The organism is Achromobacter sp. SD115 (genome assembly GCF_017355315.1).
Lineage (GTDB): Bacteria > Pseudomonadota > Gammaproteobacteria > Burkholderiales > Burkholderiaceae_B > Achromobacter > Achromobacter xylosoxidans_B.
The window spans coordinates 43,418-69,409 of record NZ_JADIJM010000017.1 but is presented as its reverse complement, the minus strand read 5'-3'; the positions used below and the strand labels follow the sequence as shown (position 1 = coordinate 69,409).

General features: G+C 67.7%; 24 protein-coding genes. 13 read left to right on the top strand and 11 right to left on the bottom strand.

Annotated elements, in window-relative coordinates:
* The first annotated feature begins 103 nt into the window (after positions 1-103).
* Complete coding sequence (locus IPU70_RS22230; RefSeq protein WP_207470400.1) at positions 104-1,447, top strand: aminopeptidase P N-terminal domain-containing protein; 1,344 nt, start codon at positions 104-106, stop codon at positions 1,445-1,447.
* A 23-nt stretch (positions 1,448-1,470) separates the two neighbouring features.
* Here IPU70_RS22230 and IPU70_RS22225 read toward each other — a convergent pair whose 3' ends face one another.
* Positions 1,471-1,935, bottom strand: a complete 465-nt coding sequence (locus tag IPU70_RS22225; protein WP_207470392.1) for a hypothetical protein — start codon at positions 1,933-1,935, stop codon at positions 1,471-1,473.
* Between the two features lie 79 nt (positions 1,936-2,014).
* Between IPU70_RS22225 and IPU70_RS22220 the strand changes: the two genes are divergently transcribed.
* The 6 genes from IPU70_RS22220 to ruvA all read left to right on the top strand — a co-directional run bounded on the left by IPU70_RS22220 (position 2,015) and on the right by ruvA (position 7,539).
* Positions 2,015-3,184 carry a UbiH/UbiF/VisC/COQ6 family ubiquinone biosynthesis hydroxylase gene (locus IPU70_RS22220; RefSeq protein WP_207470390.1) on the top strand — a complete coding sequence of 390 codons (1,170 nt, stop codon included), beginning with the start codon at positions 2,015-2,017 and terminating at the stop codon, positions 3,182-3,184.
* 114 nt (positions 3,185-3,298) lie between these two features.
* Entirely contained in the window at positions 3,299-4,324 is a 1,026-nt protein-coding gene (gene dusB, locus IPU70_RS22215) for a tRNA dihydrouridine synthase DusB (protein WP_207470388.1), read from the top strand.
* Positions 4,325-4,360: 36 nt separating this feature from the next.
* Entirely contained in the window at positions 4,361-4,600 is a 240-nt protein-coding gene (locus IPU70_RS22210) for a helix-turn-helix domain-containing protein (RefSeq protein WP_006217670.1), read from the top strand.
* A 103-nt stretch (positions 4,601-4,703) separates the two neighbouring features.
* Positions 4,704-6,293, top strand: a complete 1,590-nt coding sequence (gene purH, locus IPU70_RS22205) for a bifunctional phosphoribosylaminoimidazolecarboxamide formyltransferase/IMP cyclohydrolase (RefSeq protein WP_207470386.1) — start codon at positions 4,704-4,706, stop codon at positions 6,291-6,293.
* Positions 6,293-6,841 (top strand): crossover junction endodeoxyribonuclease RuvC, encoded by a 549-nt coding sequence (ruvC, locus tag IPU70_RS22200; RefSeq protein ID WP_207470384.1) that lies wholly within the window; start codon positions 6,293-6,295, stop codon positions 6,839-6,841. Before purH ends, ruvC begins: the two co-directional genes overlap by 1 nt.
* A gap of 125 nt (positions 6,842-6,966) precedes the next feature.
* Positions 6,967-7,539 carry a Holliday junction branch migration protein RuvA gene (gene ruvA / locus IPU70_RS22195; RefSeq protein ID WP_207470382.1) on the top strand — a complete coding sequence of 191 codons (573 nt, stop codon included), beginning with the start codon at positions 6,967-6,969 and terminating at the stop codon, positions 7,537-7,539.
* A 7-nt stretch (positions 7,540-7,546) separates the two neighbouring features.
* Here the strand turns inward: ruvA and IPU70_RS22190 are convergent, their stop codons facing one another.
* From IPU70_RS22190 to IPU70_RS22170, 5 genes are all read right to left on the bottom strand, one after another.
* The gene (locus IPU70_RS22190) at positions 7,547-8,455 is read right to left on the bottom strand and encodes a complex I NDUFA9 subunit family protein (protein WP_207470380.1); all 909 of its coding nucleotides are present in this window, start codon (positions 8,453-8,455) and stop codon (positions 7,547-7,549) included.
* Positions 8,456-8,557: 102 nt separating this feature from the next.
* A complete protein-coding gene (locus IPU70_RS22185) occupies positions 8,558-9,523 on the bottom strand; it encodes a threo-3-hydroxy-L-aspartate ammonia-lyase (protein WP_207470379.1) in 966 nt (321 codons plus the stop codon).
* 120 nt (positions 9,524-9,643) lie between these two features.
* Positions 9,644-10,717 carry a Holliday junction branch migration DNA helicase RuvB gene (ruvB, locus tag IPU70_RS22180; protein WP_207470377.1) on the bottom strand — a complete coding sequence of 358 codons (1,074 nt, stop codon included), beginning with the start codon at positions 10,715-10,717 and terminating at the stop codon, positions 9,644-9,646.
* Between the two features lie 87 nt (positions 10,718-10,804).
* Complete coding sequence (locus tag IPU70_RS22175; protein WP_207470375.1) at positions 10,805-12,364, bottom strand: ATP-binding protein; 1,560 nt, start codon at positions 12,362-12,364, stop codon at positions 10,805-10,807.
* The gene (locus IPU70_RS22170; protein ID WP_041652336.1) at positions 12,364-13,065 is read right to left on the bottom strand and encodes a response regulator; all 702 of its coding nucleotides are present in this window, start codon (positions 13,063-13,065) and stop codon (positions 12,364-12,366) included. Before IPU70_RS22170 ends, IPU70_RS22175 begins: the two co-directional genes overlap by 1 nt.
* Before the next feature lie 216 nt (positions 13,066-13,281).
* Here IPU70_RS22170 and IPU70_RS22165 point away from each other — a divergent pair, with 216 nt between their 5' ends.
* Together IPU70_RS22165 and recQ are read left to right on the top strand one after the other, a co-directional pair.
* On the top strand, positions 13,282-14,586 hold the full coding sequence (locus tag IPU70_RS22165) for a fimbrial protein (RefSeq protein WP_207470373.1): 1,305 nt from the start codon (positions 13,282-13,284) through the stop codon (positions 14,584-14,586).
* A 93-nt stretch (positions 14,587-14,679) separates the two neighbouring features.
* Complete coding sequence (gene recQ / locus IPU70_RS22160) at positions 14,680-16,509, top strand: DNA helicase RecQ (protein WP_207470371.1); 1,830 nt, start codon at positions 14,680-14,682, stop codon at positions 16,507-16,509.
* A gap of 30 nt (positions 16,510-16,539) precedes the next feature.
* Here recQ and IPU70_RS22155 read toward each other — a convergent pair whose 3' ends face one another.
* Both IPU70_RS22155 and IPU70_RS22150 read right to left on the bottom strand, forming a co-directional pair.
* Positions 16,540-17,592 (bottom strand): cytochrome d ubiquinol oxidase subunit II, encoded by a 1,053-nt coding sequence (locus IPU70_RS22155; protein WP_207470369.1) that lies wholly within the window; start codon positions 17,590-17,592, stop codon positions 16,540-16,542.
* Complete coding sequence (locus IPU70_RS22150) at positions 17,589-18,932, bottom strand: cytochrome ubiquinol oxidase subunit I (protein WP_207470367.1); 1,344 nt, start codon at positions 18,930-18,932, stop codon at positions 17,589-17,591. Before IPU70_RS22150 ends, IPU70_RS22155 begins: the two co-directional genes overlap by 4 nt.
* Before the next feature lie 136 nt (positions 18,933-19,068).
* On the opposite strand from IPU70_RS22150, the gene IPU70_RS22145 reads away from it, so the two are divergent.
* The 4 genes from IPU70_RS22145 (at position 19,069) to minE (ending at position 23,094) form a co-directional block, all read left to right on the top strand.
* Positions 19,069-20,835, top strand: coding sequence for a glutamine--tRNA ligase/YqeY domain fusion protein (locus IPU70_RS22145; protein ID WP_207470365.1), 1,767 nt, complete (start codon positions 19,069-19,071; stop codon positions 20,833-20,835).
* A gap of 162 nt (positions 20,836-20,997) precedes the next feature.
* Positions 20,998-21,876: a septum site-determining protein MinC gene (minC, locus tag IPU70_RS22140; RefSeq protein WP_207470363.1), complete on the top strand. Its 879-nt coding sequence runs from the start codon at positions 20,998-21,000 to the stop codon at positions 21,874-21,876.
* A gap of 141 nt (positions 21,877-22,017) precedes the next feature.
* A complete protein-coding gene (gene minD / locus IPU70_RS22135) occupies positions 22,018-22,833 on the top strand; it encodes a septum site-determining protein MinD (protein WP_207470361.1) in 816 nt (271 codons plus the stop codon).
* 3 nt (positions 22,834-22,836) lie between these two features.
* A complete protein-coding gene (gene minE / locus IPU70_RS22130; protein ID WP_006217654.1) occupies positions 22,837-23,094 on the top strand; it encodes a cell division topological specificity factor MinE in 258 nt (85 codons plus the stop codon).
* Positions 23,095-23,181: 87 nt separating this feature from the next.
* Here the strand turns inward: minE and IPU70_RS22125 are convergent, their stop codons facing one another.
* The 3 genes from IPU70_RS22125 to ettA form a co-directional block, all read right to left on the bottom strand.
* Complete coding sequence (locus tag IPU70_RS22125) at positions 23,182-23,406, bottom strand: glycine zipper 2TM domain-containing protein (protein WP_042796532.1); 225 nt, start codon at positions 23,404-23,406, stop codon at positions 23,182-23,184.
* Between the two features lie 191 nt (positions 23,407-23,597).
* Positions 23,598-24,131: an isochorismatase family protein gene (locus IPU70_RS22120; protein ID WP_013391709.1), complete on the bottom strand. Its 534-nt coding sequence runs from the start codon at positions 24,129-24,131 to the stop codon at positions 23,598-23,600.
* Positions 24,132-24,217: 86 nt separating this feature from the next.
* Positions 24,218-25,891 (bottom strand): energy-dependent translational throttle protein EttA, encoded by a 1,674-nt coding sequence (gene ettA / locus IPU70_RS22115; protein WP_013391708.1) that lies wholly within the window; start codon positions 25,889-25,891, stop codon positions 24,218-24,220.
* Between the last annotated feature and the right edge of the window lie 101 nt (positions 25,892-25,992).

Below are 25,992 nucleotides of genomic sequence, written 5' to 3'. Positions count from 1 at the left end.
GTCCAGCGAATTCCGCGCAGTCTGCATGGGGTGTCGTATCCGGGGGATGGCGGGTAAAGTAAACGGCATCCTCACCTTGCCGGGGTTCGCGCCCCAGTCCGCCATGAGCCTGCCTCCCGACGACATCGCCCCCTACGCCGCACGGCGCCAACGCCTGATGGAGCAGATGCGCGCCGACGGCGGCGGCATCGCCATACTGGCGACCGCCCCGGAGGCCACGCGCAACCGCGACGCGGAGTATCCATACCGGCACGACAGCGATTTTTTCTACCTGACCGGGTTCACCGAACCCGGTGCCTGGCTGGTGCTGAGCGCGGGCGCGACCGACCGCGCCATACTGTTCTGCCGCCCGCGTCACATCGAACATGAAATCTGGGAAGGCAAGCGTTTCGGCCCCGAAGCGGCGGCGGCGTATTTCGGTTTTGACGACGCGCATCCGCTCGACGCGCTGGACGAACTGATGCCCGCGCTGCTGCAGGACCACGCCACCCTGTACGCGCCCTTGGCGGGCGACAAGCGCAGCGACGGCCGCCTGCACCGCTGGCTGGCCGCGGCGCGCGAAGCCAGCCGCGGCGGCCATGCCCCGCCATCCCGCCAACAGGACGTCCGCGCCCTGCTGGCCGAGATGCGGCTGATCAAGGACGCCACGGAGATCGCGGCGATGCGGCGCGCGGCCAAGATCTCCGCCGGCGCCCACGTGCGCGCGATGCGCGTCGCCCGCGCCGGCATGCGGGAGTACGAGATCGAGGCCGAACTGCTGTACGAGTTCCGCCGCCACGGCGCGCAATCGGTGGCCTACAACAGCATCGTGGCCGCGGGCGCCAACGCCTGCGTGCTGCATTACCCGGCTGGCGAGGCGACGCTGCGCGACGGCGACCTGGTGTTGATCGACGCGGGCTGCGAGGTCGACAGCTATGCCAGCGACATCACCCGGACCTTTCCCGTGAACGGCCGCTACAGCGGTCCGCAACGCGCGCTGTACGACCTGACGGTGGCCGCGCAGGATGCCGCCGCCCAGGCCACGGCTCCCGGCCGCAGCTTCAACGACGGCCACCAGGCCGCCCTGCGGGTGCTGGCGCAGGGCATGCTGGACCTGAAGCTGTTGAAGGGTTCCCTGGACGGCGTGCTGGAATCCGGCGACTACAGCCGCTTCTACATGCACCGCACCGGCCACTGGCTGGGCCTGGACGTGCACGACGTGGGCGACTACCGCCAGCCCGGCCCGGCCCACGGCGCCGAACGGCCCTGGCGCAAGCTGGAAGCGGGCATGATGCTGACGATCGAGCCCGGCATCTACGTGCGGCCCGCCGATGACGTGCCCGAGGCCTACTGGAACATCGGCATCCGCACCGAGGACGATGCGCTGGTCACCGACGAAGGCTGTGAGCTCATCACCCGCGGCGTGCCAGTACAGGCGGGTGAAATCGAAGCGCTGATGCGCGAATAGGCGGGCAACGCGCCCGGTCCGCGCTAGAAGACGTAGCCGTCCAGCCAGCCCATGGCGATCCAGGTGTAGACCACCACCATGGCGATGGCGAACATGGAGACGATGGCGCCGACCAGGCAGGCCAGAATGGCGACCAGCACCGGCCCCCAGCCGGTCCGGGTCGGCCTGCCCAGGCCGTCGTTATAGAGACGGTCGAATTTCTCGTCCGGCATCAGCGAAAACACCGCGCTCTCGATGAACCCGTCGACCATGGGAATGAACACCAGGAAGAAGGCGGGGTTGTCGTACCAGACGGGATAGAAGCTGAGCGCGCAGAACAGGCTGACCACGGTGTACGCGGTCACCAGCCAGGCGTGGCGCCGGCCCAGATACCACCAATGCGCCCCTACCGCGCCGAACAAGCAGGCCAGCAGCCCCACCGCGACTTTGCCGCGCGGGCGGCGGGCGGTAGCGGCGGACAGCGGAGAGGAAGCCTGGAGCTGCGTCATGTCGATCGACCGGAAAGGAAACCACGGCGCCAAGACGCGCCGGCTGCTGCGGATTGTAGTGGACGGTTAAAATCCGGGCATGACTTCATCCGCCTTCGACATTGCGATACTCGGCGCGGGCCCGGTGGGCCGCGTGCTGGCCCTGATGCTGGCCCGCGTGGCGCCGGACCCGGCGCGCATCGCGCTGCTTGCGGGCAGCGCGCCCGCTCCGGCCGCGCCGTCGGCGGCGGTGCCCGCCACCGATCCCCGCGTGCTGGCCATGAACCACGGCAGCCGGGTATTGCTGGAGTCGCTGCATGCCTGGCCAGAACGCTCGGCCGACATCCGCAACATCCATGTGTCGCAACGCGGCAGGCTCGGACGCACCCTGATCCAGAACACCGATTTCGGCGTGCCGCAGCTGGGCAGCGTGGTCGCCTATTCCGGTCTGCACGCCAAGCTGGATGAATGCGTCGCCGCCTGTGGCGTTACCGTGCTGCAAGGCCCGCCCGCGCGGATCGGCCGGCAGGACGCCGACGGCGTGCGCGTCGAACAAGGCGACGCGACGCTGCTGTGCCAGGTCGCCGTGCAATCCGACGGCGCGGGCGCGACCGACCTGCGCCGCGACTACGACCAGCACGCTGTGCTGACCACCGCCCACGCCACCCTGCCGCGCCGCGGCTGGGCCTGGGAACGCTTCACCGCCGAAGGGCCGTTGGCACTGCTGCCGCACCCGCAGACCCCGGACGCCTATTCGGTGGTCTGGTGCAGCGCCCCCGAACGCGCCGCCGAACTGGCCGCGCTGGACAACGCCGCCTTTTCGCGCGCGCTGTCCATGGCGTTCGGCGACCGCCTGGGGCGGCTTTCTAGCCAGGCGCCGCGGCATGTCTTTCCGCTGGCGCTCAGCGCCCGCCGCGCCCAGGTGCACGGCCGCGTGGCGGCTATCGGCAATGCGGCGCAGACCCTGCATCCGGTCGCGGGCCAGGGCCTGAACCTGGGCCTGCGCGACGCGGCCCGCCTGGCCCAGACCCTGGGCGGCTGGCTGGCCCATCCCGACGCCAATCCCGGGGCCGCCCTGGCGGAATTCGCCGGCGCGCGCCACCTGGACCGCTTCCTCACCGCCGGCCTGACCGACCTGATGCCCCGCATCTTCTCTACCGGCTTGGCACCGGTAGAGCACGCCTGCGGCCTGGCCTTATTGGGGATGGATCTGGCCTCGCCTCTGCGCGCGCCGCTGGCGCAGCATCTGTTGCAAGGTTTCCGCGCCTGAATTCCACCCGTTCCGTCCCGATAAAGGGGCGGATTGTCTGTTTTCGCCTTCCTCTGTTACGAATTGTTCTCCCGGTGACAAAGGGGGCGCGATCGAGCCGGTTAAAATGTGAGCATGCGCATAGGTCAATGGACCCTTCCCAACAACGTGCTGGTCGCGCCCATGGCGGGCGTGACGGACCGTCCTTTCCGCCAACTTTGTAAGAAGCTGGGGGCGGGCTACGCCGTGTCGGAAATGGCCGCCAGCAATCCCAAGCTATGGGATAGCGTCAAAACCTCCCGGCGCCTGAACCACGACGGCGAGATCGCCCCCATTTCCGTGCAGATCGCGGGCGCCGATCCCGCCATGATGGCGGAGGCGGCGGTGTTCAACGCCAGCAAGGGCGCCCGGATCATCGACATCAACATGGGCTGCCCGGTCAAGAAGGTCTGCAACGTGGCCTCCGGGTCGGCGCTGCTGCGCCATGAAGACCAGATCGCCCGCATCCTGGACGCGGTGGTGTCCGCCTGCGCGCCCCTGGGCGTGCCGGTGACGCTGAAGACCCGCACCGGCTGGGACCGCGAAAGCCGCAATGCCCTGCGGGTGGCGAAAATGGCCGAAAACGCCGGCATCGCCGCCCTGACCCTGCACGGGCGCACCCGCGCCGACCTCTATACGGGCGAGGCGGAATATGACACTATCCGCGCCGTCAAGGCCGAGCTGAAAATCCCCGTTGTCGCCAACGGAGATATCACGACGCCCGAAAAAGCCAGGCACGTCCTGGATTACACTGGCGCCGACGCGGTCATGATCGGCCGGGCGGCTCAAGGCCGTCCCTGGATTTTCCGCGAAATCGACCACTACCTGCGCACGGGCGAAACACTGGCCCCTCCCTCCTATGGGGAAATGCGCGAGCTGCTGCTCGAACATCTCGACGACCACTACCGGTTCTATGGCGAGCACACCGGCGTACGCACGGCGCGCAAGCACATAGGCTGGTATCTGGACGGCCTGCCGGGCGCGGATTCGTTCTGCGCCCGCATGAATCTGATCGACAACACCCGCGACCAGTGGCGGGCCGTGTCGGACTGGTTCGATCTCATCTCGCGCGACGGCGGACCCCATCCGACGCCGGTCGCAGAAGCCCTGCTGGCGGCATAACCGCCTCAACACCAACATAAAAATATCTGTACTCAAATGAGCAAGAAAGATGTCCTGGAAGAATGCGTGCGCGCCAGCCTGGAGCGCTATTTCGAAGACTTGGGCGAATCCGAACCCCACGACATGTGGGACATGGTGATGCGCTGCGTGGAGCGCCCGGTGCTGGAAGTGGCGCTGGAACGGTCGGGCGGCAACCAGTCGCGGGCATCCGAAATGCTGGGCATCACCCGCAACACCCTGCGCAAGAAGTTGCTGGCGCACAATATCCAGGTATAGCTTTCGCGCGCGGGCGGCAAGCGCATCGCGCCGCCCGCTCCCCCCAGATTTCCCATCCGACCTGAACGAGAAAGGCGCTCCCGCCCCACTCCCGTCCCTCACCATGAAAATCGAAACCGCCCTGCTTTCGGTGTCCGACAAGACCGGCATCGTTGAATTTGCCCGCGCCCTGGCCGCGCGCGGCGTGCGCCTGCTGTCCACCGGCGGCACCGCCAAGCTGCTGGCCGACTCCGGCCTGACCGTCACCGAAGTGGCGGCCCACACGGGTTCGCCCGAAATTCTCGATGGCCGCGTCAAGACGCTGCACCCGAAGATCCACGGCGGCCTGCTGGCGCGCCGCGACAGCGCCGAGCACATGGACACCATCAAGGCGGCGGGCATCGACCGTATCGACATGCTGGTGGTCAACCTGTATCCGTTCCGCGAAACCGTGGCCAAGCCGGACTGCACCTTCGCCGACGCCGTCGAGAACATCGACATCGGCGGCCCGGCCATGCTGCGCGCGGCGGCCAAGAACCACGGCACCGCAGCCGGCGGCGTCACGGTGGTGATCGACCCCGTTGACTACTCGCGCGTGCTGTCGGAAATGGACAAGGGCGGCAACACCTCCTACGGCCTGCGCCTGGCGCTGGCCTCCAAGGTCTACGCCCACACCGCCGCCTACGACGGCGCCATCGCCGCCTACCTGACCAGCCTGGCCGACGCCGAGCCCAAGCAGGAAGCCGTGCCGGCCCGCAACGAATGGCCCGGCACCCTGACCCTGCAGGTCAAGCAGGAGCAGGCCCTGCGCTACGGCGAGAACCCGCACCAGACCGCCGCCTTCTACGTCGACGCGCAACGCCAGGCCGGCCTGCTGGGCAACTACCGCCAGCTGCAGGGCAAAGAACTGTCCTACAACAACATCGCGGACGCCGATGCCGCCTGGGAATGCGCGCGCAGCTTCGAAGCGCCCGCCTGCGTCATCGTCAAGCACGCCAACCCCTGCGGCGTGGCGGTCGCGGCCGACACGCTGGGCGCCTACCAGCAAGCCTTCAAGACCGACCCGACCTCGGCCTTCGGCGGCATCATCGCCTTCAACCGTCCGGTGGACGCCGCCACGGCCGAAGCCGTGAGCGCGCAGTTCCTGGAAGTGCTGCTGGCGCCCGCCTATGACGGCGCCGCGCTGGCCATCCTGGCCGCCAAGAAGAACGTGCGCGTGCTGGAAGTGCCGATGGGCACGGGCCAGAACGCCTTCGACATCAAGCGCGTGGGCGGCGGCTGGCTGGTGCAGAGCCCGGACGCCTACAACGTGCCGCGCGACGCGCTCAAGGTGGTCAGCAAGCGCCAGCCCACCGAAGCTGAAATGAACGACCTGGCATTCGCCTGGAAGGTCGCCAAGTACGTCAAGTCCAACGCCATCGTGTTCGTGGGCGGCGGCATGACCCTGGGCGTGGGCGCCGGCCAGATGAGCCGCATCGATTCGGCCCGCATCGCCTCGATCAAGGCGGAAAACGCCGGCCTGACCCTGAAGGGCTCGGCCGTGGCGTCGGATGCCTTCTTCCCGTTCCGCGACGGCCTGGACGTGGTGGTGGCGGCGGGCGCGACCTGCGTGATCCAGCCTGGCGGCAGCGTGCGCGACGATGAAGTCATCGCCGCGGCCGACGAGCACGGCATCGCCATGGTGCTGACCGGCACCCGCCACTTCCGCCACTGATGCGCGTCCTCGGCATCGATCCCGGCTTGCGCCGCACCGGCTTCGGTGTGATCGATGCCGATGGCCCGCGGCTGCGCTATGTGGCCAGCGGGACCATCGTGGTCCCGCCGGCGCTGGCGCTGTCCGAACGCCTCAAGGTCATCCTGGACAATCTGCGCCAGGTGGCGCGCGACACGCAACCCGACGTGGCCGCGCTGGAAATCATCTTCCTGAACACCAACCCCGCTTCTACCCTGCTGCTGGGCCAGGCGCGCGGCGCCGCGCTGTGCGCGCTGGCCGACAGCTCGCTGGCGGTGCACGAGTACACCGCGCTGCAGATCAAGAAAGCCGTGGTCGGCACCGGCCGTGCCGCCAAGGAGCAGGTGCAGATGATGGTGCAGCACCTGCTGGCGCTGGACGGCGCGCCCGCGCCCGACTCGGCCGACGCGCTGGCCTGCGCCATCTGCCATGCCCACGCCGGCCCCATGCAGGACAAGCTGGAACGCCTGGGCGCGAGTTTGCGCATGAGCGGCAAGACCCGCATACGCAACGGCCGCCTGGTCGGCTGACCGCCTGATTCACCGCGATTTGCCGCAGGGCGGGACCGCTTCCCGCCGATTGCGCGCCCGCGCGTATAGAATCCCCGCATCCGCCGCGCATTCAGCGGCCTCACCATTGCCAGGCCACCATCACCATGATCGGACGCATCACCGGAACCCTGATCGAAAAACTCCCGCCCACCATCTGCGTGGACGTGGGCGGTCTGGGCTATGACATCGACGTGCCCATGAGCACGCTGTATTCGCTGCCCGACACCGGCGCCCGCGTCACGCTCTACACGCACCTGACGGTGCGCGAGGACGCCCACATCCTGTATGGCTTCGCTTCCGCCAGCGAGCGCAGCGCATTCCGCGAACTGATCAAGGTCAGCGGCATCGGCGCGCGCACCGCGCTATCGGTGCTGTCGGGCCTGTCGGTGGCGGATCTGGCCCAGGCCATCACCTTGCAGGAATCAGGCCGCCTGACGCGCGTGCCCGGCATCGGCAAGAAGACCGCCGAACGCCTGCTGCTGGAAATGCGCGGCAAGCTGGGCGCGGACATCGGCGCCTCGCCGCACGCCACGCCCGACAACCAGTCGGACATCCTGAATGCGCTGCTGGCGCTGGGCTACTCGGAAAAGGAATCGCTCTCGGCGCTGAAGACCCTGCCGGAAGGCGTGGGCGTATCCGACGGCATCAAGCAGGCCTTGAAGGCGCTGGTGCGCTGAGCCAGGCTTACAGGTAGCGCGGCGCCACGGCTTCCAGGCCGGTCGGCACCACATGCAGTTCGGGCGCTATCGGTCCGGTGCAGATGTTGTCGCGGCGCAGGGAATCCAGGTTGTCGCGCGACATCAGCGGCGTGCCGGGCAGGCATTCGAACAGCCGGGCCTGCATGCGGCCCACGCCCATCGGCATGTTGACGACTGGACGGGGATGGCCGCCCCAGGCGGCGCACAGGCGGGCGATCTCGCCCAGGGTGTAGACCTGGGGGCCGCCCAGTTCGTAGGTCTTGCCGCAGGTGTGCGTATTGCCCAGCGCCGACACGATGGCGGCAACCACATCGCCCACATAGACCGGCTGCATGCGCACGTGCGCGCCCGCCAGCGGCAGCGCCGGCAGCCAGCGCGCCAGGCCGGCAAACATATTGGTGAATTTGTCGTCGGGTCCGAAGACCACCGACGGCCGGAAGATGGTCCAGCCGCCTTCTTGCCAGCCCTGCAATTCCTGTTTGATGGCAGCTTCACCGTCGCCCTTGGAGCGCTGGTACATGCTGTCGCCGTTGGAATCGGCGCCCAGCGCGCTGACGTGCAGCAGCCGGCGCACACCCTGCCGGCGGCAGGCTTGCGCGATGCGCTGCGGCAGCAGCACGTGCGCCCGCGCGAACTCCGAGCCATAGGGCCGGCCGGCGTTGCCGTGCAGGATGCCGACCAGGTTGACGACCGCGTCGCAGCCCTGCGCCAGGCCGTCCAGCGTGGCGTCGTCATGCACGTCGCATTCGAGCAAAGTAACAGTGGGAAGAATCTGCAGGTCGCGCCCGCGGCTGTAGAGCCGGGTGGGCACGACGATCTGATGTTGATCCGCGGAAAGCCGCGCTACCAGATGACGGCCGATGAAACCGGTGCCGCCGATGACAAGGATACGCATGTCGCAGCCCCTGTTCGTCAGGATTCAGTCCCGATTCTGCCCTGCACACGCGACAACCGCAAGCGCGCATCGGCGGCCCCGTAAAGAGGCCGTCCGCGGGTATCAGGCCGCCAGCAGCTTGGCGTAGGCCGGAAGATCGACGTTGCCGCCGCTGATGATGACGCCGACCCGCGCGCCGCGCACCGGCACCACGTTCTGCATGACGGCGGCCGCGCCCAGGCAGCCGGTGGGTTCGACCACCATCTTCATCCGTTCGGCGAAGAAGCGCATGGTGGTGACCAACTGCTCGTCGGTCACCGTGACGATGTCGCGCACATGCTTCTGGATGAGCGGGAAGGTCAGGTTGCCCAGATGCGTCGTGGCAGCGCCGTCGGCCAGGGTCTTGGGCGCCGGAATTCGGACGATTTCACCCTTGCGCAAGGACTGCTGGCCGTCGTTGCCAGCCTCGGGCTCGACGCCGTAGACCAGGCAGCGCGGGCTCAGCGCGTAGGCGGACAGCGCCGACCCCGACAGCAGGCCGCCGCCGCCCAGGCAGACGAACAGGTAATCCAGCTCGCCCACTTCCTCGAACAGTTCCTTGGCGGCAGTACCCTGGCCGGCGATCACGTCTTCGTGATCATAGGGCGGGATCAGGGTGGCGCCGGTTTCCACCTCGATGCGGCGGGCGATCGCTTCGCGATCCTCGGTGTAGCGGTCATAGGTGACGATCTTGCCGCCATAGCCCTCGGTGGCGGCGCGCTTGGCGGCCGGCGCGTCCAGCGGCATGATGATGGTGGCCTGCACGCCCTGCAACCTGGAGGCCAGGGCGATGGCCTGCGCATGGTTGCCCGACGAGAACGTCACCACGCCCGCGGCGCGCTGTTCAGGCGTCAGGCGCGCAATGGCGTTGTAGCCGCCGCGGAACTTGAAGGCGCCCATGCGCTGGAAGTTCTCGCACTTGAAGAAGACCGACGCGCCGCTGATCGCGTCGGCGGTGGCCGAGGTCAGTACGGGCGTGCGGTGCGCGTTGCCGGCCAGGCGCTCGCTGGCGCGCACGACATCATCATAGGTGGGCAATTCGGGCTGCATGGGATGGGGTCCTTTGATCGCGAAGGGAAATCAAAACCTTCGGATGATAAACCCGCGGCGCAGTCGCGGCGCCAATCGGGCGCCGTTCGATGCACGGCCCCCGTCCGATTGGTCCGCCGCCTACTTGCCGAAGAGGTCGCCAGAGCCCGTCGTGGTGCCAGCCGGCGGGGTCAGCCCCAGGTGACGCCAGGTGGTCAGCGTGGCGGTGCGGCCGCGCGGCGTGCGCTGCAGATAGCCGTGCTGGATCAGATAGGGCTCGATCACGTCCTCGATGGTGTCGCGCTCTTCGCCGATGGCGGCGGCCAGGCTGTCCACGCCGACGGGGCCGCCGTCGAACTTGTGGATGATGGCCTCGAGCAGCTTGCGGTCCATCAGGTCCAGGCCCTGCGGGTCCACCTCCAGCATGGCCAGCGCGCGGCCGGCGACCTCGGCGTCGATGGTGCCGCCGGCCTTGACCTCGGCGTAGTCGCGCACCCGGCGCAGCAGCCGGTTGGCGATGCGCGGCGTGCCGCGGGCGCGGCGCGCCACCTCGGCCGCGCCTTCCGGCGTGATGGCGGCGTTCAAGAGGCCGGCGCTGCGCGTGACGATGTGGCCGAGATCGGCGGCGTTATAGAACTCCAGGCGCGACACGATGCCGAAGCGGTCGCGCAAGGGATTGGTCAGCATGCCGGCGCGGGTAGTGGCGCCGACCAGGGTGAACGGCTGCAGGTCCAGCTTCACGCTGCGCGCCGCAGGCCCTTCGCCGATCAGGATGTCGATCTGGAAATCCTCCAGCGCCGGATAGAGGATTTCCTCGACCACGGGCGACAGGCGGTGGATTTCGTCGATGAACAGGACGTCGTTCTTTTCCAGGTTGGTCAGCAGCGCCGCCAGATCGCCCGGCCGTTCCAGCACCGGGCCGGAAGTCTGGCGCAGCTGCACGCCCATTTCATGCGCAATGATGTGGGCCAGCGTGGTCTTGCCCAGGCCCGGGGGCCCGAACAGCAGCACGTGGTCCAGGGCTTCGCCGCGCTTCCGGGCCGCGGCGATGAAGATCTCCAGCTGCTCGCGGGCGCGCTGCTGGCCGACGTACTCACCCAGCGCCTTGGGCCGCAGGGCGCGTTCGATCGACTCCTCGTTGGGCGACACCGGCTGCGGCGCCACGATACGGGGGGCGTCGGGACGGGAGGAAAGCGAATCGGACTGGATGGCCATGGTGCGGAAACAACAAAGTACTGAGCAGGATGCATCGTACCGTAGGGCGGCCTGCCCCGGGGGGCGGCCGCCCTTGCCCGGACGGTCCTAAGGCGTTTCCGACAGCGGCAGCCTGACCCGCACGCACAGCCCGCCGGATTCCGCTTGCAACAGCTCCAACGACCCGCCGTGGGCGCGCGCGATGGCCTCGGCCAGCGCCAGGCCCAGACCCACGCTGCCGGTGCGCGTGCGCGCATCGTCCAGGCGGCTGAACGGCCGCAACGCTTCCTGACGCCGCTCCGGCACGATGCCGGAACCGTGGTCGGCCACGTCCAGCACCGCATGGCGGCCCTCGTGCCGCAGGCTGACCTCGACCGGCGGCGCGCCATGGTTCAGCGCATTGCCGATCAGGTTGTCCAGCAGGCGGCCCAGCGCCACGGCGTCCGCCTGTACCACCAGGGCCGCGACGTCGTCGCCGGCCCGCAGGCTGATGTCGGTGCCGGCGCCCTGCCAGGCGCCGACGCGCTCGGTCAACCAGTCGGACAGGACCATGGAAGCGTAGCGGTAGGCGGCAGGATCCGTGCCGCGCACGAAGCCGATGAACTGGTCGACCATGTGCTGCATGTCCTGCAAGTCCGCGCGCAGCCCCTCTTTCAGTTTGGAGTCGTCGGCCAGCTCGATCCGCAGCCACATCCGCGACAGCGGCCCCTTCAAGTCGTGCGGCAGGCCCGACAGCAGGGTGCGGCGCACCGAATCGGATTCGGCCAGCGCATCCAGCATGGCGTTGAAGCGTACGCCCAGCACCCGCGTTTCGTGCGGGCCCGACGGCTCGACCCGCTGCGGCTGCCCCGCCGCCAGCCGGTCGGCCGCGTCGGCCAGGCGGGTGATCGGACGCGTGATATGCCAGGAGAAGCCCACCGCCAGCAACAGCAGCAGCCCCAGGCCGCCCAGCCAGGCGGCGATGAAGGGCGTGGCGACCGGCGGGTCCAGACGGTCCAGCGGGATGACCAGCCATTCGCGCAGGCGCGGCGCGTCCTCGCTGGCGGGATTGGGCGCCAGCGAAATGAAGATTTCCGGCGTGGGCCCGCGCGACAGCGCCACGCGCGTGCCGTCGTTCAGGCGCTCATTGAGCTGTTGCACCAGCACCCGCAGGTCGCGGCGGATGTCGTCCGGCTCGGGCTGGTAGCGGCGGCTGTGCTCCTCGCGATCACGCGCGCGCTCGCCTTCCCGCGCGCTGGCGCGTTCATCGCCGTGCTCCTCGTCGCGCACTTCCGGGGGCGGCGGCGCTGGCGGGCCGTGTATCTGCATGTCCGCGGGCGGCCGCGGCGGTGGCGGCTTCGGAGCGGTCTTCGGCGGGGGACGGCGGCCATTGAAGCGCTGCAGCTTGGCCTCGGCGGGCAGTACCCGCGACCACAGCCGCCACTGGTTCTGCGAGGCCGTGCGCACGAAGTCGGCGCGTTCCTCCGCCGGCACCTGCGACACGGCGGCGCGCAAGGTGCGGATGGTGGTGACGATGTAGCCGATGGCCACGTCTTCCATGAACTTGTGCCGGAAGTACGACACCGTCACCAGCGTGGCCGCCTGCGTCAGCAGGACCGAACCCAGGATCAGCAGGATCAGCCTTGCCCGCAGCGACCGCGGCACCAGGAAACCAGGAGCAAAGCGCATCAGGGCGAGAACCGGTAGCCGATGCCCCAGACGGTCTGGATCCAGCGCGGCTGCTTGGGATCTTCTTCGATGACCCGGCGCAGCCGCAGGATGGCGATGTCGATGGCGCGGTCGTTGCGTTCGCCGGCGTCATCGTCGCGCGCCAGCGCCAGCAGGCGTTCGCGCGACAGCGGCTTGCCGGCATTGCGCACCAGCGCTTCCAGCAGATTGATCTCGCCGCCGGTCAGCTTGACCACCGTGCCCTCGCGCGACAACTGGCGGGTGGAGGGATCGAACACGAAGGGGCCAAACGAGACCGGCGCGTCCTTGGTCAGCGCCGACGGGCCGCGCTTGCGGCGCAGCACGGCCTCGATGCGGGCCAGCAGTTCGCGCGGGTCGAAGGGCTTGCCGACGTAATCGTCGGCGCCAGCCTCCAGGCCGATGATGCGGTCCACCGCCTCGTCGCGGGCGGTCAGCAGGATGACGGGAATGTCCTCGCCCTGCTCGCGCAGGCGGCGGCAGGCGTCCGCGCCGTCGCCGCCGGGCAGCATGCGGTCCAGCACCAGCAGGTCGGGGGCGTAGCGGGTGATGCGGGACGACAGGTCGGTGGCGTCCGGCGCCAGCAGGGTGTCGTAGCCGTGCCGGTTCAGGTAATCGGCCAGCAATTGCCGTAAGGCAGGATCGTCGTCGACGACCAGCAGCTTGGTGTGGGGATTGTCCATGGATGCCATAGTGCGGCCCGGCGGGCCCCGCCGCAAGAGGCGGGAAATCAACTGAAATATACCTGTTGCACGATGTTGAGCGTGTTTGCCAGCGCTTTCCCGCCGCGGCGCCGCGCCGGTCCGGACTGGCCCTAAAATGGAATCCGGCCCGCCTTCTGTCCGCTTTGCTAAAAATCGTTTACAGGCAAGGCAGCGCCCCCTCTCTACACTGTATCTATGATCGCCCCTGCATTCATCTGGCGAAACCGACTGTCGCGCGCCGCGCTCGCGGTCGCCATGGCCTGCCCGATCGCCCCGGCCCTGGGCGAGCCGGTGGCTACGTCCCCTTATATTCCGGCCCCGCCCTCGGCGCGCGGCATCGGGGTGCTGTCCGCGGTTCAGCCTATCCCCGTGCGCCCCGCGGCGTCCATGGAATCGCGCGCGGTGCCGCTCGACCCGTCCCCTTGCGACATGCAGACCATGGAACCGGCGCTGGACACCAGCGTGCACGGCCCGGCCGACGCCGACCTGATCCCCGGCACCGGACTGGGGCTGTCCGGCGACGCCCAGCCCGCCCCGGTCCCCCTGGATTGCGGCGTGCTCGCCACCCCCGAAGAAGCCGCGCCGGACTACTCCTTCGTCCTCCAGGACGGAGATCTGCCGCGCGTGCCCGTGGTCATGATTTCCGGCGTGTCGCGCGCCTCCCGCCCATGGTTCGCCTCCGCCAACAGCCAGGATGGCCTGCGCTACGGCGGCAGCCGCAACTGGGTCTACCGCAACACCTCGGGTCCCTCCGTCGCCGTCGGCAACATCGACTCCAGGGCGCCCGCCTGGGGCAGCAGCGCGCCGGTGGGCGGGTTGCAGATATCGAACTGGGCCGGGTCCGGCGCCACGGCGCCGGAAGGCAGCTTCGGCTATTCCTCATCGCTGGGCCGCCTGAACCGCATGGACCCGGCGGCCAATTCCGGCGCGGTGGACTACGGCGACACGGTAGGCAGCGGCAGCGTGCGCTACGGACTCACGCCCGCGCTGACCGTGGAGGGGCAGGTGCAGAGCGCGCCCTCGCTCACGACGCGCGGCATGGGCACCACCTATGCCGCCGGCGAGTACGGCACCTTCCGCGCCGGGGCCACGCAAAGCTCGTTCGACGCGGCCAGCGCCTGGCGCTACCGCTTCGACTACAACGTGGCCGTGGCCGACGCCGTCAACCTGGGCTATTCCAACGAGCAGGTCGGCGCGGGCTATGGCGACCTGTCCAGCTACGCGGGCGGCGGAGCCTCGGCCGCGCACACCCGCAACACGCTGTCGGCCGGCGTGCCCATCACCGGCTGGGGCGTGCTCAGCGGCACCTATTCGGGGCTGCGCGAAGGCTCCGAGCTGGCCGAGCAGCGCGTGGGCCTGTCGCACAGCATGTTCGTGGCGCCCAAGGTCAAGCTGGCGGTGGGCGCGGACCGCGACATCATTTCCGGCAACTACGAATGGCGCGCCAACCTGAGCATGCCGGTGGATACTTTCATGCGCGGCACCTGGCTGAGCTGGTAGGCAGGCCGCGGCAGGGACGGAAATCTCCCCCTGGAAAAGGTCCGCCGGAATTGCGGCTTAAAATCCCTGCCATGATGCTCCCGGCCTACCCCCATGTCTGACGCGCGCGCCCTCGGCGTGTTGCAACGCGTTTTCGGTTACGAATCCTTCCGCGGCGACCAGCAAGCCATTGTCGAACAGGTGATCGACGGCGGCGACGCGCTGGTCCTCATGCCTACCGGCGGCGGCAAGTCGCTCTGTTACCAGATTCCCTCGCTGGTCCGCGAAGGCACCGGCATCGTCGTGTCGCCGCTGATCGCGCTGATGCAGGACCAGGTCGACGCCCTGACCGAACTGGGCGTGCGCGCGGCCTTCCTGAATTCCACCCAGGAGTGGCGGGTTGCCCGCGAGGTCGAGCAGGCCTTCCTGGCCGGCGAGCTGGACCTGCTGTACGTGGCGCCCGAGCGCCTGCTGACCGACCGCTGCCTGCAATTGCTGGAACGCGGCCGCATCGCGTTGTTCGCCATCGACGAGGCCCACTGCGTGTCCCAATGGGGCCACGACTTCCGTCCCGAATACCTGGGCCTGTCGATGCTGCACGAGCGCTGGCCCGACGTGCCGCGCATCGCGCTCACCGCGACCGCCACCGCCGACACGCGCCGCGAGATCGCCCAGCGCCTGTCGCTGGACGACGCGCGCCACTTCGTTTCCAGCTTCGACCGCCCCAATATCCGCTACCGCATCATCGAAAAGAACGAGGTGCGCAAGCAGTTGCTGGACATGATCCAGACCGACCATGAAGGCGAATCCGGCGTGGTGTACTGCCTGTCGCGGGCCCGCGTCGAAGAAACCGCGGAGTTCCTGTGCAACCAGGGCATCGACGCGATGCCCTATCACGCCGGCCTCAGCGCGCAGGTGCGCGCCGCCAACCAGTCGCGCTTCCTGCGCGAGGACGCCGTGGTCATGGTGGCCACCATCGCCTTCGGCATGGGCATCGACAAGCCCGACGTGCGCTTCGTGGCGCACATCGACCTGCCCAAGTCCGTGGAAGGCTACTACCAGGAAACCGGCCGCGCCGGCCGCGACGGCCTGCCGGCCACGGCCTGGCTGGCCTATGGCTTGCAAGACGTGGTGCAGCAGCGCCGCATGATTGACGAATCGCCCGGCGACGAGTCCTACCGCAGGCGCCTGGGCCAGCAGCTGGACGCCATGCTGGGGCTGTGCGAAACGGTGGAATGCCGGCGCGTGCGCCTGCTGGCCTACTTCGGCCAACAGATCACGGCTTGCGGCAATTGCGACGTCTGCCTGGAACCGCCCCAGGCCTGGGACGGCACGGTCGCTGCGCAAAAGGTGCTGTCCGCCGTCTACCGCCTGTGGAAGGAACGCGGCCAACGCTATGGCGCGGGGCACATCATCGACATCTTGCGCGGCAAGATCACCGACCGCACCAAGCAGCACGGCCACGAAACGCTGAGCGTGTTCGGCGTGGGCGCGGACCTGAGCGATACCGCCTGGCGCGGCGTGCTGCGCCAATTGCTGGCGCAAGGCCTGCTGACGGTGGACCACGAAGGCTACGGCACCCTGGCCCTGACCGAAGGCAGCCGGGCCGTGCTCAAGGGCGAACGACAGCTGATGCTGCGCCGGGAATCCGAAAAGAAGCCGCGTTCGGGCAAGACCGGCAGCGGCCGCCCCAAGGCGGCGGCCATCGACCTGCCGGCCGAACTGCAACCCGTATTCGAGGCCCTGCGCGCCTGGCGCGGCGAAGTGGCCAAGAGCCACGGCGTGCCGGCCTACGTCATCTTCCACGACGCCACGCTGCGCGAGATCGCGCTGGCCCAGCCCGAATCAATGGACGACCTGAGCCACATCAGCGGCGTGGGCGCCCGCAAGCTGGAAGCCTACGGCGAAGAAATCCTGCAGCGCGTGGCCAAGCCGGTCTTGTGAAGCCGGCCCCGGCCGGGCATCCCGGCCGGATCAGCCCGGCGGCGGCAGCAGCGGCACCGGCGCGCGCTCCTTGCCGAACACCGAACGGTAGGCCAGGATGTTGAACACCAGCACCACCGGAATACCCACCACCGCGCCGGCCAGCACCAGGCGCATCGAGCCCAGCGCGCCCGCGCCGTCCCACAGCGTCATGTCGTCCAGGATCAGGTAGGGGAACAGGCTGTAGGCCAGGCCGCTGAGCATCAGCAGGAACAGGGCCACGCACAGCACGAACGGCAGCCAGCTGAAGCGGTCGGCCTTCCCGGGCAGCCGCGCCAGCAGCATTTCGGCCGCCACGAAGCCCGCCAGCATCAGCACCCAGACCGTGGCCGCCAGGCTCAGGTGGGCGATGTTGCTCCACTTGTAGAAGATGCCCGCGTTGGCCAGGCCCAGCGTGACCGCGATGGCCACCATGCCCACCGCCGTCCAGCGGATGGCGTGGCGGGCCCAGTTGGCGGCGCGGCGCTGCAAATCGCCGTCCACCCGCATGACCAGCCAGGACGCGCCCAGCAGCACGTAGGCCGCCACCGCGCACAGGCCCACGAACATGGAGAACCAGCCATAGCCGGCATCGGACTGGTAGCCGGTCGCAATGCGGCCCAGCAGCATGCCCTGGCCGAACGCGGCGATCAGCGACCCCGCCCAGAAACCGAAGATCCAGCGCGGCTTCATGTCGTTGCGCGCGCGGATGCGGAATTCGAACGAAACGCTGCGCAGCACCACGCCCAGCACCATGCAGGTGAGCGGCCCGTAGAGCTTGCCCAGCACCGCGCCCCAGGCGAACGGGAACGCCGCCGCGAACAGGCCCATGCCCAGCAGCAGCCAGAATTCATTGGCGTCGCGCCACGGGCTGAGCAGGCTCATCATGCGGCCGCGCTCATGTTCCGGCGCCAGCTGCAGCAGAATGCCCACGCCCAGATCGAAGCCGTCCAGCACCATGCCCGCGGCGATCACCACGAACAGCAGGGCCATGAAGGCCAGCGGCATCCAGAACGAAGGATCGTCGGGGTTCAGGCCCTGGGAGGCGGCCAACATGGCGATCATGGCGTACCCCCGCCCAGTTTGCGCACAGGCACGACGCCGTAGCGCGCCGCGTGGAACAGCATGCCGACAAAGGCCGCGAGCAGCAGCAGGTACAGCACGCCATAGGCGATCAAACCATACAGCACGGTGCTGGAGGCCACGATGCCCAGCACCTCGGATTGCGTGATGGTGCCGTTCACCGCGAACGGCTGCAGCCCCAGGATGGATACCCACCATCCGGCCACGACGGCGATGGCGCCGGAAAACATCATGCCGCACAGGACCCGCTGCCACCACTGCGGCAGCGTGGACGGATCCAGCCCGCGCCGGAACGTCCACAGGAAGGTCACGCAGGCCACGGCCAGCATCAGCAGGCCCAGTCCGGCCGCCACGCGCAGCGACCAGAAGGTCAGCGCCACCGGCGGCAGCATGCCCGAGTACTTGTCCAGGCCGCGGTAGGTGCCGTCCTGGTTGCGGTGCAGCCACATCCCGCCCGTATTGCGCAGGGTCAGGTCGGCCACGTTTTCGTGGGCGCGCGCGTCGGGCCAGGCAAACAGCACCAGCTGAGGCTCCGCGCCGCTTTCCCAGTAGCCTGCGGCAGCCGCCGCCTTGGCCGGTTGCAACTTGGCGGTCATCTGGCCGGCGCCGGTCGCGACCGGCAACTGCATGAAGGCCGCCACCACGGCCACCACCAGGGCGGTCTTGAAGGTATTGCGCTCGCCGTCGCCCAGCGGGCGCCGCAAGGCCTGCAGCGCGGTCACGCCCATCATCAGGAACGAGGCGGCCAGGGCCGCTCCCACCACCACCACCGCCATGCGCCAGCCCACCGACGGATTCAGCACCACCGCCATCCAGTCGTAGACCTGGTAGCGGCCGTCGACCAGCAGCGCGCCGTCCGGCGTCTGCATCCAGGATTGCAGTGCCAGCACCCAGAACACCGCCACCAGCTGGCCCACCGCCACCATCAGCACGGCCAGCGTATGGGCGCCATCCGACACGCGGCGCTGGCCGAACAGCATGACGCCCAGGAAACAGGACTTGAGGATGAAAACCGAGAGAATGCCGTAGCCCAGCAAGGGGCCGGCCACGTTACCGATCTTGTCCATCAGGCCCGCCCACAGGCTGCCCAGCTGGATCAGCACCGGCACGCTGGCCGCCAGCGTCAGCACAAAGGCCAGCGCGAAGATGCGCACCCAGAAGCGATACGCGGCCGTCCAACCGCCATGGCCGGACCAGCGCGCCCTGATCTTGAAGAACAGCAACACCCAGGCAAGCGCCAGGGAGAAGGCCAGGAAGAACGCCAGGAAGCTCAGGCTGGCCACGAACTGCGCGCGGGCCAGGGATAACGTGGATATGTCCATGATGGCCCGTAGTGTAGAGCCAGTTACATCACTGTGGGGACAGTTTGAAACCGGTTGCACCGGCCGCGAAAAGGCCTCTCCTGCGGAACGTGGCAAAATTGACTCTTTGTCGCTGCTTTTTCCTATTCTTTCAAGAATGACCTCCGCCACGACGCCGACCCCTGCCGCATCAAATTTCCTGCTCAACATCGTTCAAGACGACCTCGAAGCCCAGCGCTTCGCAGGCAAGCGTTGGGCGGGCAAGCCTGGCCCGGCGGCCTTGCAAGAGCAGGGCGGACTGGATCCGGCCCGCATCCGCACGCGCTTTCCGCCGGAGCCCAACGGCTACCTGCACCTGGGCCACGCCAAGAGCATCTGCGTGAACTTCGGGCTGGCGCGCGACTTCGGCGGCGTCTGCCACCTGCGCTTCGACGACACCAATCCTGAAAAGGAAGACCAGGAATATGTCGACGCCATCATTGAGGCCGTGCACTGGCTGGGCTTCGACTGGAAGGCCGACGGCAATGACAACCTGTACTTCGCCAGCGACTACTTCGGCTATATGTACGAGTTCGCCGAGGCGCTGGTCGAAGCCGGCCACGCCTACGTCGACGAGCAAAGCCCCGAAGAGATCCGCGCCAACCGCGGCACGCTGACCGAACCCGGCACCGACTCGCCCTGGCGCAACCGCCCGGCCGCCGAGTCGCTGACGCTGCTGCGCGAAATGCGCGACGGCAAGCATCCGGACGGCAGCCTGGTGCTGCGCGCGAAGATCAACATGGCTTCGCCCAACATCAACCTGCGCGACCCGGTCATGTACCGCGTGCGCCACGCCCACCATCACCGCACCGGCGACCAGTGGTGCATCTACCCGATGTACAGCTGGGCGCACCCGGTCGAGGACGCGCTCGAAGGCATCACGCACAGCGTCTGCACGCTGGAATTCGAAGACCAGCGCCCGTTCTACGACTGGATCCTGGCGCGCCTGGCCGAACTCGGCAAGCTGGCGCAGCCGCTGCCGCACCAGTACGAATTCGCGCGCCTGAACGTGAGCTACGTCGTCACCAGCAAGCGCAAGCTGCTGCAACTGGTGCGCGAAGGCCACGTGGACGGCTGGGACGACCCCCGCATGCCGACCCTCTTCGGCCTGCGTCGGCGCGGCTACACGCCTGCTTCGATCCGCCTGTTCTGCGACCGCACCGCGGTGTCCAAGTCCGATTCCCGCATCGACTACAGCCTGCTCGAGCAGGCCGTGCGCGACGATCTGGACCCGATCGCGCCGCGCTCGGTGGCCGTGCTGGATCCGCTCAAGCTGGTCATCACCAACTACCCGGAAGGTCAGACCGAGATCTGCACCGCGCCGCGCAACCCGCACGATCCGGAAGCCGGCGTGCGCGAGTTCCCGCTGTCGCGCGAACTCTGGATCGAGCGCGACGACTTCCGCGAAGAAGCGCCCAAGAAGTACTTCCGCCTGTTCCCCGGCAACACCGTGCGCCTGAAGTACGGCTACGTGGTGCGCTGCACCGGCTTCACCAAGAACGAAGCCGGCGACGTCATCGAGGTCCAGGCCGAATACCTGCCGGAAACCAGGAGCGGCACGCCAGGCGCCGACAGCGTCAAGGTCAAGGGCAACATCACCTGGGTCAGCGCGGCCCACGCGGTACCCGCCCAGATCCACCTGTACGACCGCCTGTTCGCCGACGCGCGCCCCGACGGCGGCGACAAGGATTTCCTGGCCTGCCTGAACCCGAACTCCAAGCTGACCGTGACGGCCTGGCTGGAGCCGGGCACCGTCGCCACGCCGGGCGCCACCTGGCAGTTCGAGCGCCTGGGCTACTTCACCGCCGACCTGAAGGAATCCACCGCCGCAGCGCCCGTGCTCAACCGCATCGTGACCCTGCGCGATTCCTGGGCGCAAGGCTGACGCGCCTGGCGTCCGCATTGCCGGGAAAAGGCGCCGAAAGGCGCCTTTTTCTTTGGATCCGCCGCCCGCGCATGCTGCCCCTGGGCGGGTTATCATCCCCCGAACCCCGCAGCCGGTCGAGCGCGCCGTTTCCCGGCCCCAAGACCGCCAGCCACAATCAAGATGAACACTGAATCCCTAGCCCTGGACTTCAAAAGCGCCACCCTTTACGCCATCCGGGTGGTCCTGCACAGCGCCGACCCTGACCGCCTGAATGCCGCCCTGGCCAAGCGCATGGCCGATGCCGGCAGCTTCTTCGAAAACGAACCCGTGGTCGTGGACGCCAGCCGCGTCGAGGAAAAAATCGATTGGACCGCCCTGGTGGCGGCATTGCGCGGCCACAACCTGCCTCCGATCGGCGTGGTCGCCGAAGGCGCCAACCTGGAAGCCGCGCGCGCCGCGGGCCTGACCCCGGTGGAACTGTCCACCCCCGCGGCCCGGCCCGCGCCCGTGATCGATACCGCGCCGCCCAACGACGTCTCCACCCCGGTGCCCTCGGTGCCTGCCGCCGCGATCGAAACCGCGCCCGCGCCCACTGAAGTTTCCACCGAAGCTGCCGCCGAGCCGGAAGCGCCTGCCGGCAAGCCCGCAGGCGAACCGCTGCCCGCGCGCGCGGCCAGCAACACCACTTCGGCGTCCAGCCCCACGCCCGCCGCGCCGCACTCGTCGTCGGCGCTGGTCATCACCAAGCCGCTGCGTTCCGGCCAACGCGTCTACGCGCGTCACACGGACCTGGTGGTGATCGGCATGGTGAGCCAGGGCGCGGAAGTCATTGCCGACGGCAACATCCATGTCTACGGCCCGTTGCGCGGCAAAGCCATGGCCGGCGCCCGCGGCGACACCTCGGCGCGCATCTTCACGACCCACCTGGACGCTGAACTGCTGGCCGTGGCCGGCGTGTACCGCGTAGTCGAGGACAAGCTGGACCGCACGCTGCATAACCAGCCCGCGCTGGTCCGCCTGGACGGCGAGACGCTGCGCATCGAAGCCCTCAAGGCTTGATAGCCGGCAAACCAGCGCCGGCTGCGGCCCGCGCGGACGCACGGACACCCGCGCAAATTTCCACACATCCTGTAAGAAGCCTTACAAGGGCTTTTTGCTTTACGATAACGCGATTTATTCGAACATAAGGGTTTGATCGTCATGACACGCATTGTTGTGGTGACTTCCGGCAAAGGCGGCGTGGGCAAAACCACGACCAGCGCCAGTTTTTCTGCAGGACTCGCGATGCGAGGCCACAAGACCGCTGTCATCGACTTCGATGTCGGCTTGCGCAACCTCGACCTGATCATGGGCTGCGAACGTCGCGTCGTGTACGACTTCGTCAATGTGATCCAGGGCGAAGCCACGCTCAACCAGGCTCTCATCAAGGACAAGCAGCTCGAGAACCTGTTCATCCTGCCCGCCTCGCAAACGCGCGACAAAGACGCGCTGACGCAAGAAGGCGTGGAAAAGGTCATCAATGACCTCAAGGGCATGGGCTTTGACTACATCGTCTGCGACTCGCCCGCCGGCATCGAAACGGGCGCGCTGATGGCCGCCTACTTCGCCGACGACGCGCTGGTCGTGACCAACCCGGAAGTCTCGTCGGTGCGCGACTCCGACCGCATCCTGGGCATCCTGGCCGCCAAGTCCAAGCGCGCCGTGGACGGCGACGAGCCGGTCAAGGAATACCTGCTGCTCACGCGCTACAGCCCCAAGCGCGTGGTCGATGGCGAAATGCTGTCGCTGGGCGACATCGAGGACATCCTGCGCATCAAGCTGATCGGCGTGATCCCCGAATCCGAAGCGGTGCTGCAAGCGTCGAACCAGGGCCTGCCGGCCATCCACCTGCGAGACACCGACGTCTCCGAAGCCTATAAGGACGTCGTGGCCCGCTACCTTGGCGAAGACAAGGCCCTGCGCTTTACCGATTACGAAAAGCCCGGTTTCCTGAAACGCCTGTTCGGAGGCAAGTAAGCAATGTCCTTCCTGTCGTTTCTGCTCGGTCAAAAGAAAACTTCCGCATCCGTCGCCAAGGAACGGTTGCAGATCATCCTGGCCCACGAGCGGGGCCGCGGCGATTCGCCCGACTACCTGCCGCAGTTGCAGCAGGAGCTTATCGCCGTCATTTCGAAATACGTGAAGATCAACCCCGAGGACATCAAGGTGCACCTGGAACGCCAGGACACGCTGGAGGTCCTGGAGGTGAAGATCGAAATGCCGCAGAACGAGACCTGATGCGGCTGCGCGCCGCCCCTGGCGCGCACCACGGTCAAAAAAATGCCCGGCGATGCCGGGCATTTGGTTTCTGGAGCAGCGCAAGCCTTAACGTTTGCCGACCTGGTCGCCGATGACGCCGCCGATCGCCGCTCCGCCCACCGTTCCGAGGATGCCGCCGTTGGTGATCACGGCGCCTGCCACGCCGCCCAAGGCAGCGCCGCCGACGGCGCTCTTCTGGCGATGGCTCATGCCGTCCCAGGAAGAGCAGCCGGCCATGGCGGCGGTCATCGCCAGCGCGACACAGATTTTGGAGAGGGATGCGATTTTCATATTTGTGGTTCCTATTCTCGTACCCGAGAACCGCGCATGAAACTGGATGCGAGCGCGCGGTACCCATATGGGCCTGGAACCTTCAGGATCGCAAAATATTCTTGCCCTGGCTGTGAAGTTTGCCCATGAATTGTGTCAAAGGGCGAGTTAATCTTTGCGCGCCCCAGGGACATTGTTGCAGCACGCTGCTGCTATTTGACCAGACGTAACACCTCGCGGAAGCGCGGGTGTTCGCAAGTGCGCATCCACTCGAATATCGCCATCTCGGACGTGACGATTTCAGCGCCATGCGCACGCGCGCGGCGCAGCGCCGCGTGATGATCAGCAGGCTTGCGCGAGCCGGCCGCATCCGACACCAGCACCGCGTGATAGCCCAGGTCGATCAAACCGATCACGGTCTGCAGCACGCAGATATGCGCCTCGCAGCCCGCCACCAGGATGGTCTTGCGCGCGGCCGGCAGCCAGGCCTCAAAACCCGGCTCCAGCGCCGAAGAGAAGTGCATCTTCTGGAACGTGGTCTGAATCTGCTCGCGCAGCGGCTCCACGGTCGCGCCCAGCATCTTGGCGTGATGCTCGGTGGCGGCCACCGGCACATCCAGCAGGCGCGCGGCCTGCGCCAGCTTGTGGGCGGCGTTGAGCACCGCCTCGTGGTCATGGATGACGGGCATCAGGCGCCCCTGCATGTCGACGATCAGCAGGGTGGAATCGGTGGCGGACAGCAGCATGGCGTGGAGACTCCTGAAAGAAGTCTCTAGCATAACGCCGGCAAAAAAAATCCCGGCGCGGAGCCGGGATTCTTGTCGGGCGCTGATTACTTCAGCGCCTTGTAGCGCAGGCGCTTGGGCTTGGCGCCCTCTTCGCCCAGGCGGCGCTTCTTGTCCGCTTCGTATTCCTGGTAGTTGCCGTCGAAGAACACGACTTGCGAGTCGCCTTCGAAGGCCAGGATGTGCGTGGCGATGCGGTCCAGGAACCAGCGATCGTGGCTGATGACCATGACGCTGCCGGGGAACTCCAGCAGCGCATCTTCCAGCGCGCGCAGCGTTTCGACGTCGAGGTCGTTGGACGGTTCGTCCAGCAGCAGCACGTTGCCGCCAGCGATCAGCGTCTTGGCCATGTGCAAACGGCCGCGTTCGCCGCCCGACAGCTGGCCCACGACCTTGTTCTGGTCGCCGCCCTTGAAGTTGAAGCGACCCAGATAGGCGCGCGAGGACATTTCGAACTTGCCCACGGTGAGCAGGTCGGCGCCGTCGGCCACCGCGTCGAACACGGTCTTCTTGTCTTCCAGCGCGTCGCGCGACTGGTCGACGTAGGCCAGCTTGACGGTCTGGCCGATATTGACCTCGCCCGAATCGGGCTGCTCGCGGCCGGCGATCATGCGGAACAGCGTCGACTTACCGGCGCCGTTGGCGCCGATGATGCCGACGATGGCGCCAGGCGGCACCTTGAAGCTGAGGTTGTCGATCAGCAGGCGGTCGCCATAGGCCTTGCTGACGTTATTGAATTCGATGACCTCGTTGCCCAGGCGCTCGCCCACCGGAATGAAGATTTCCTGGGTTTCGTTGCGCTTCTGGTATTCGTAGGACGACAGTTCCTCGAAGCGGGCCAGGCGCGCCTTGGCCTTGGCTTGGCGGCCCTTCGGGTTCTGGCGCACCCACTCCAGTTCTTTCTTGATGGTCTTCTGGCGGGCGGATTCGGACGACTCCTCCTGCTTCAGGCGGTCTTCCTTCTGCTCCAGCCACGAGCTGTAGTTGCCCTTCCAGGGAATGCCGTAGCCGCGGTCCAGTTCCAGGATCCATTCGGCCGCGTTGTCGAGGAAGTAGCGGTCGTGGGTCACGCCCACCACGGTACCCGGAAACTTGTGCAGGAACTGCTCCAGCCATTCCACGCTTTCGGCGTCCAGGTGGTTGGTGGGCTCGTCCAGCAGCAGCATGTCGGGCTTGGACAGCAACAGGCGGCACAGCGCAACACGGCGCTTTTCGCCGCCGGACAGCTTGCCGACGATGGCGTCCCAGGGCGGCAGGCGCAGCGCGTCGGCCGCGATTTCCATCTGGTGTTCGATATCGTCCGCGCCGCTGGAGGCGGCGGCGGCGATGATGGCTTCGAGTTCGGCCTGCTCAGCGGCCAGCGCGTCGAAATCGGCGTCCGGCTCGGCATAGGCGGCATAGACCTCGTCCAGGCGCTTCTTGGCGGTGACGACGGCGCCCAGGCCCTCTTCCACCGACTGGCGCACCGTGTGCTCGGGGTTGAGCTGCGGTTCCTGCGGCAGGTAGCCGATGTTCAGGCCCGGCATGGGGATGGCTTCGCCCTCGATTTCCTTATCGACGCCGGCCATGATCTTCAGCAGCGTCGACTTGCCCGAGCCGTTCAGGCCCAGCACGCCGATCTTGGCGCCAGGAAAAAACGAAAGCGAGATATCGCGCAGGATCTGCCGCTTGGGCGGCACGATCTTGCCGACGCGGTTCATGGTGTAGACGTATTGGGCCATGGGCTCGTAGGAGTGATATAGCTGATGAACCGTTGATTGTAGGCCGGAACCCTGACCCGCGTGTGTCCGTGGCCGGATACCCGGCCTGCGCGCCCCGTCCT

Coding starts and splice junctions, on each gene's coding strand:
- IPU70_RS22230 (WP_207470400.1), top strand. CDS start 104: ATGAGCCTGCCTCCCGACGACATCGCCCCCTACGCCGCACGGCGCCAA.
- IPU70_RS22225 (WP_207470392.1), bottom strand. CDS start 1,935: ATGACGCAGCTCCAGGCTTCCTCTCCGCTGTCCGCCGCTACCGCCCGC.
- IPU70_RS22220 (WP_207470390.1), top strand. CDS start 2,015: ATGACTTCATCCGCCTTCGACATTGCGATACTCGGCGCGGGCCCGGTG.
- dusB (WP_207470388.1), top strand. CDS start 3,299: ATGCGCATAGGTCAATGGACCCTTCCCAACAACGTGCTGGTCGCGCCC.
- IPU70_RS22210 (WP_006217670.1), top strand. CDS start 4,361: ATGAGCAAGAAAGATGTCCTGGAAGAATGCGTGCGCGCCAGCCTGGAG.
- purH (WP_207470386.1), top strand. CDS start 4,704: ATGAAAATCGAAACCGCCCTGCTTTCGGTGTCCGACAAGACCGGCATC.
- ruvC (WP_207470384.1), top strand. CDS start 6,293: ATGCGCGTCCTCGGCATCGATCCCGGCTTGCGCCGCACCGGCTTCGGT.
- ruvA (WP_207470382.1), top strand. CDS start 6,967: ATGATCGGACGCATCACCGGAACCCTGATCGAAAAACTCCCGCCCACC.
- IPU70_RS22190 (WP_207470380.1), bottom strand. CDS start 8,455: ATGCGTATCCTTGTCATCGGCGGCACCGGTTTCATCGGCCGTCATCTG.
- IPU70_RS22185 (WP_207470379.1), bottom strand. CDS start 9,523: ATGCAGCCCGAATTGCCCACCTATGATGATGTCGTGCGCGCCAGCGAG.
- ruvB (WP_207470377.1), bottom strand. CDS start 10,717: ATGGCCATCCAGTCCGATTCGCTTTCCTCCCGTCCCGACGCCCCCCGT.
- IPU70_RS22175 (WP_207470375.1), bottom strand. CDS start 12,364: ATGCGCTTTGCTCCTGGTTTCCTGGTGCCGCGGTCGCTGCGGGCAAGG.
- IPU70_RS22170 (WP_041652336.1), bottom strand. CDS start 13,065: ATGGACAATCCCCACACCAAGCTGCTGGTCGTCGACGACGATCCTGCC.
- IPU70_RS22165 (WP_207470373.1), top strand. CDS start 13,282: ATGATCGCCCCTGCATTCATCTGGCGAAACCGACTGTCGCGCGCCGCG.
- recQ (WP_207470371.1), top strand. CDS start 14,680: ATGTCTGACGCGCGCGCCCTCGGCGTGTTGCAACGCGTTTTCGGTTAC.
- IPU70_RS22155 (WP_207470369.1), bottom strand. CDS start 17,592: ATGATCGCCATGTTGGCCGCCTCCCAGGGCCTGAACCCCGACGATCCT.
- IPU70_RS22150 (WP_207470367.1), bottom strand. CDS start 18,932: ATGGACATATCCACGTTATCCCTGGCCCGCGCGCAGTTCGTGGCCAGC.
- IPU70_RS22145 (WP_207470365.1), top strand. CDS start 19,069: ATGACCTCCGCCACGACGCCGACCCCTGCCGCATCAAATTTCCTGCTC.
- minC (WP_207470363.1), top strand. CDS start 20,998: ATGAACACTGAATCCCTAGCCCTGGACTTCAAAAGCGCCACCCTTTAC.
- minD (WP_207470361.1), top strand. CDS start 22,018: ATGACACGCATTGTTGTGGTGACTTCCGGCAAAGGCGGCGTGGGCAAA.
- minE (WP_006217654.1), top strand. CDS start 22,837: ATGTCCTTCCTGTCGTTTCTGCTCGGTCAAAAGAAAACTTCCGCATCC.
- IPU70_RS22125 (WP_042796532.1), bottom strand. CDS start 23,406: ATGAAAATCGCATCCCTCTCCAAAATCTGTGTCGCGCTGGCGATGACC.
- IPU70_RS22120 (WP_013391709.1), bottom strand. CDS start 24,131: ATGCTGCTGTCCGCCACCGATTCCACCCTGCTGATCGTCGACATGCAG.
- ettA (WP_013391708.1), bottom strand. CDS start 25,891: ATGGCCCAATACGTCTACACCATGAACCGCGTCGGCAAGATCGTGCCG.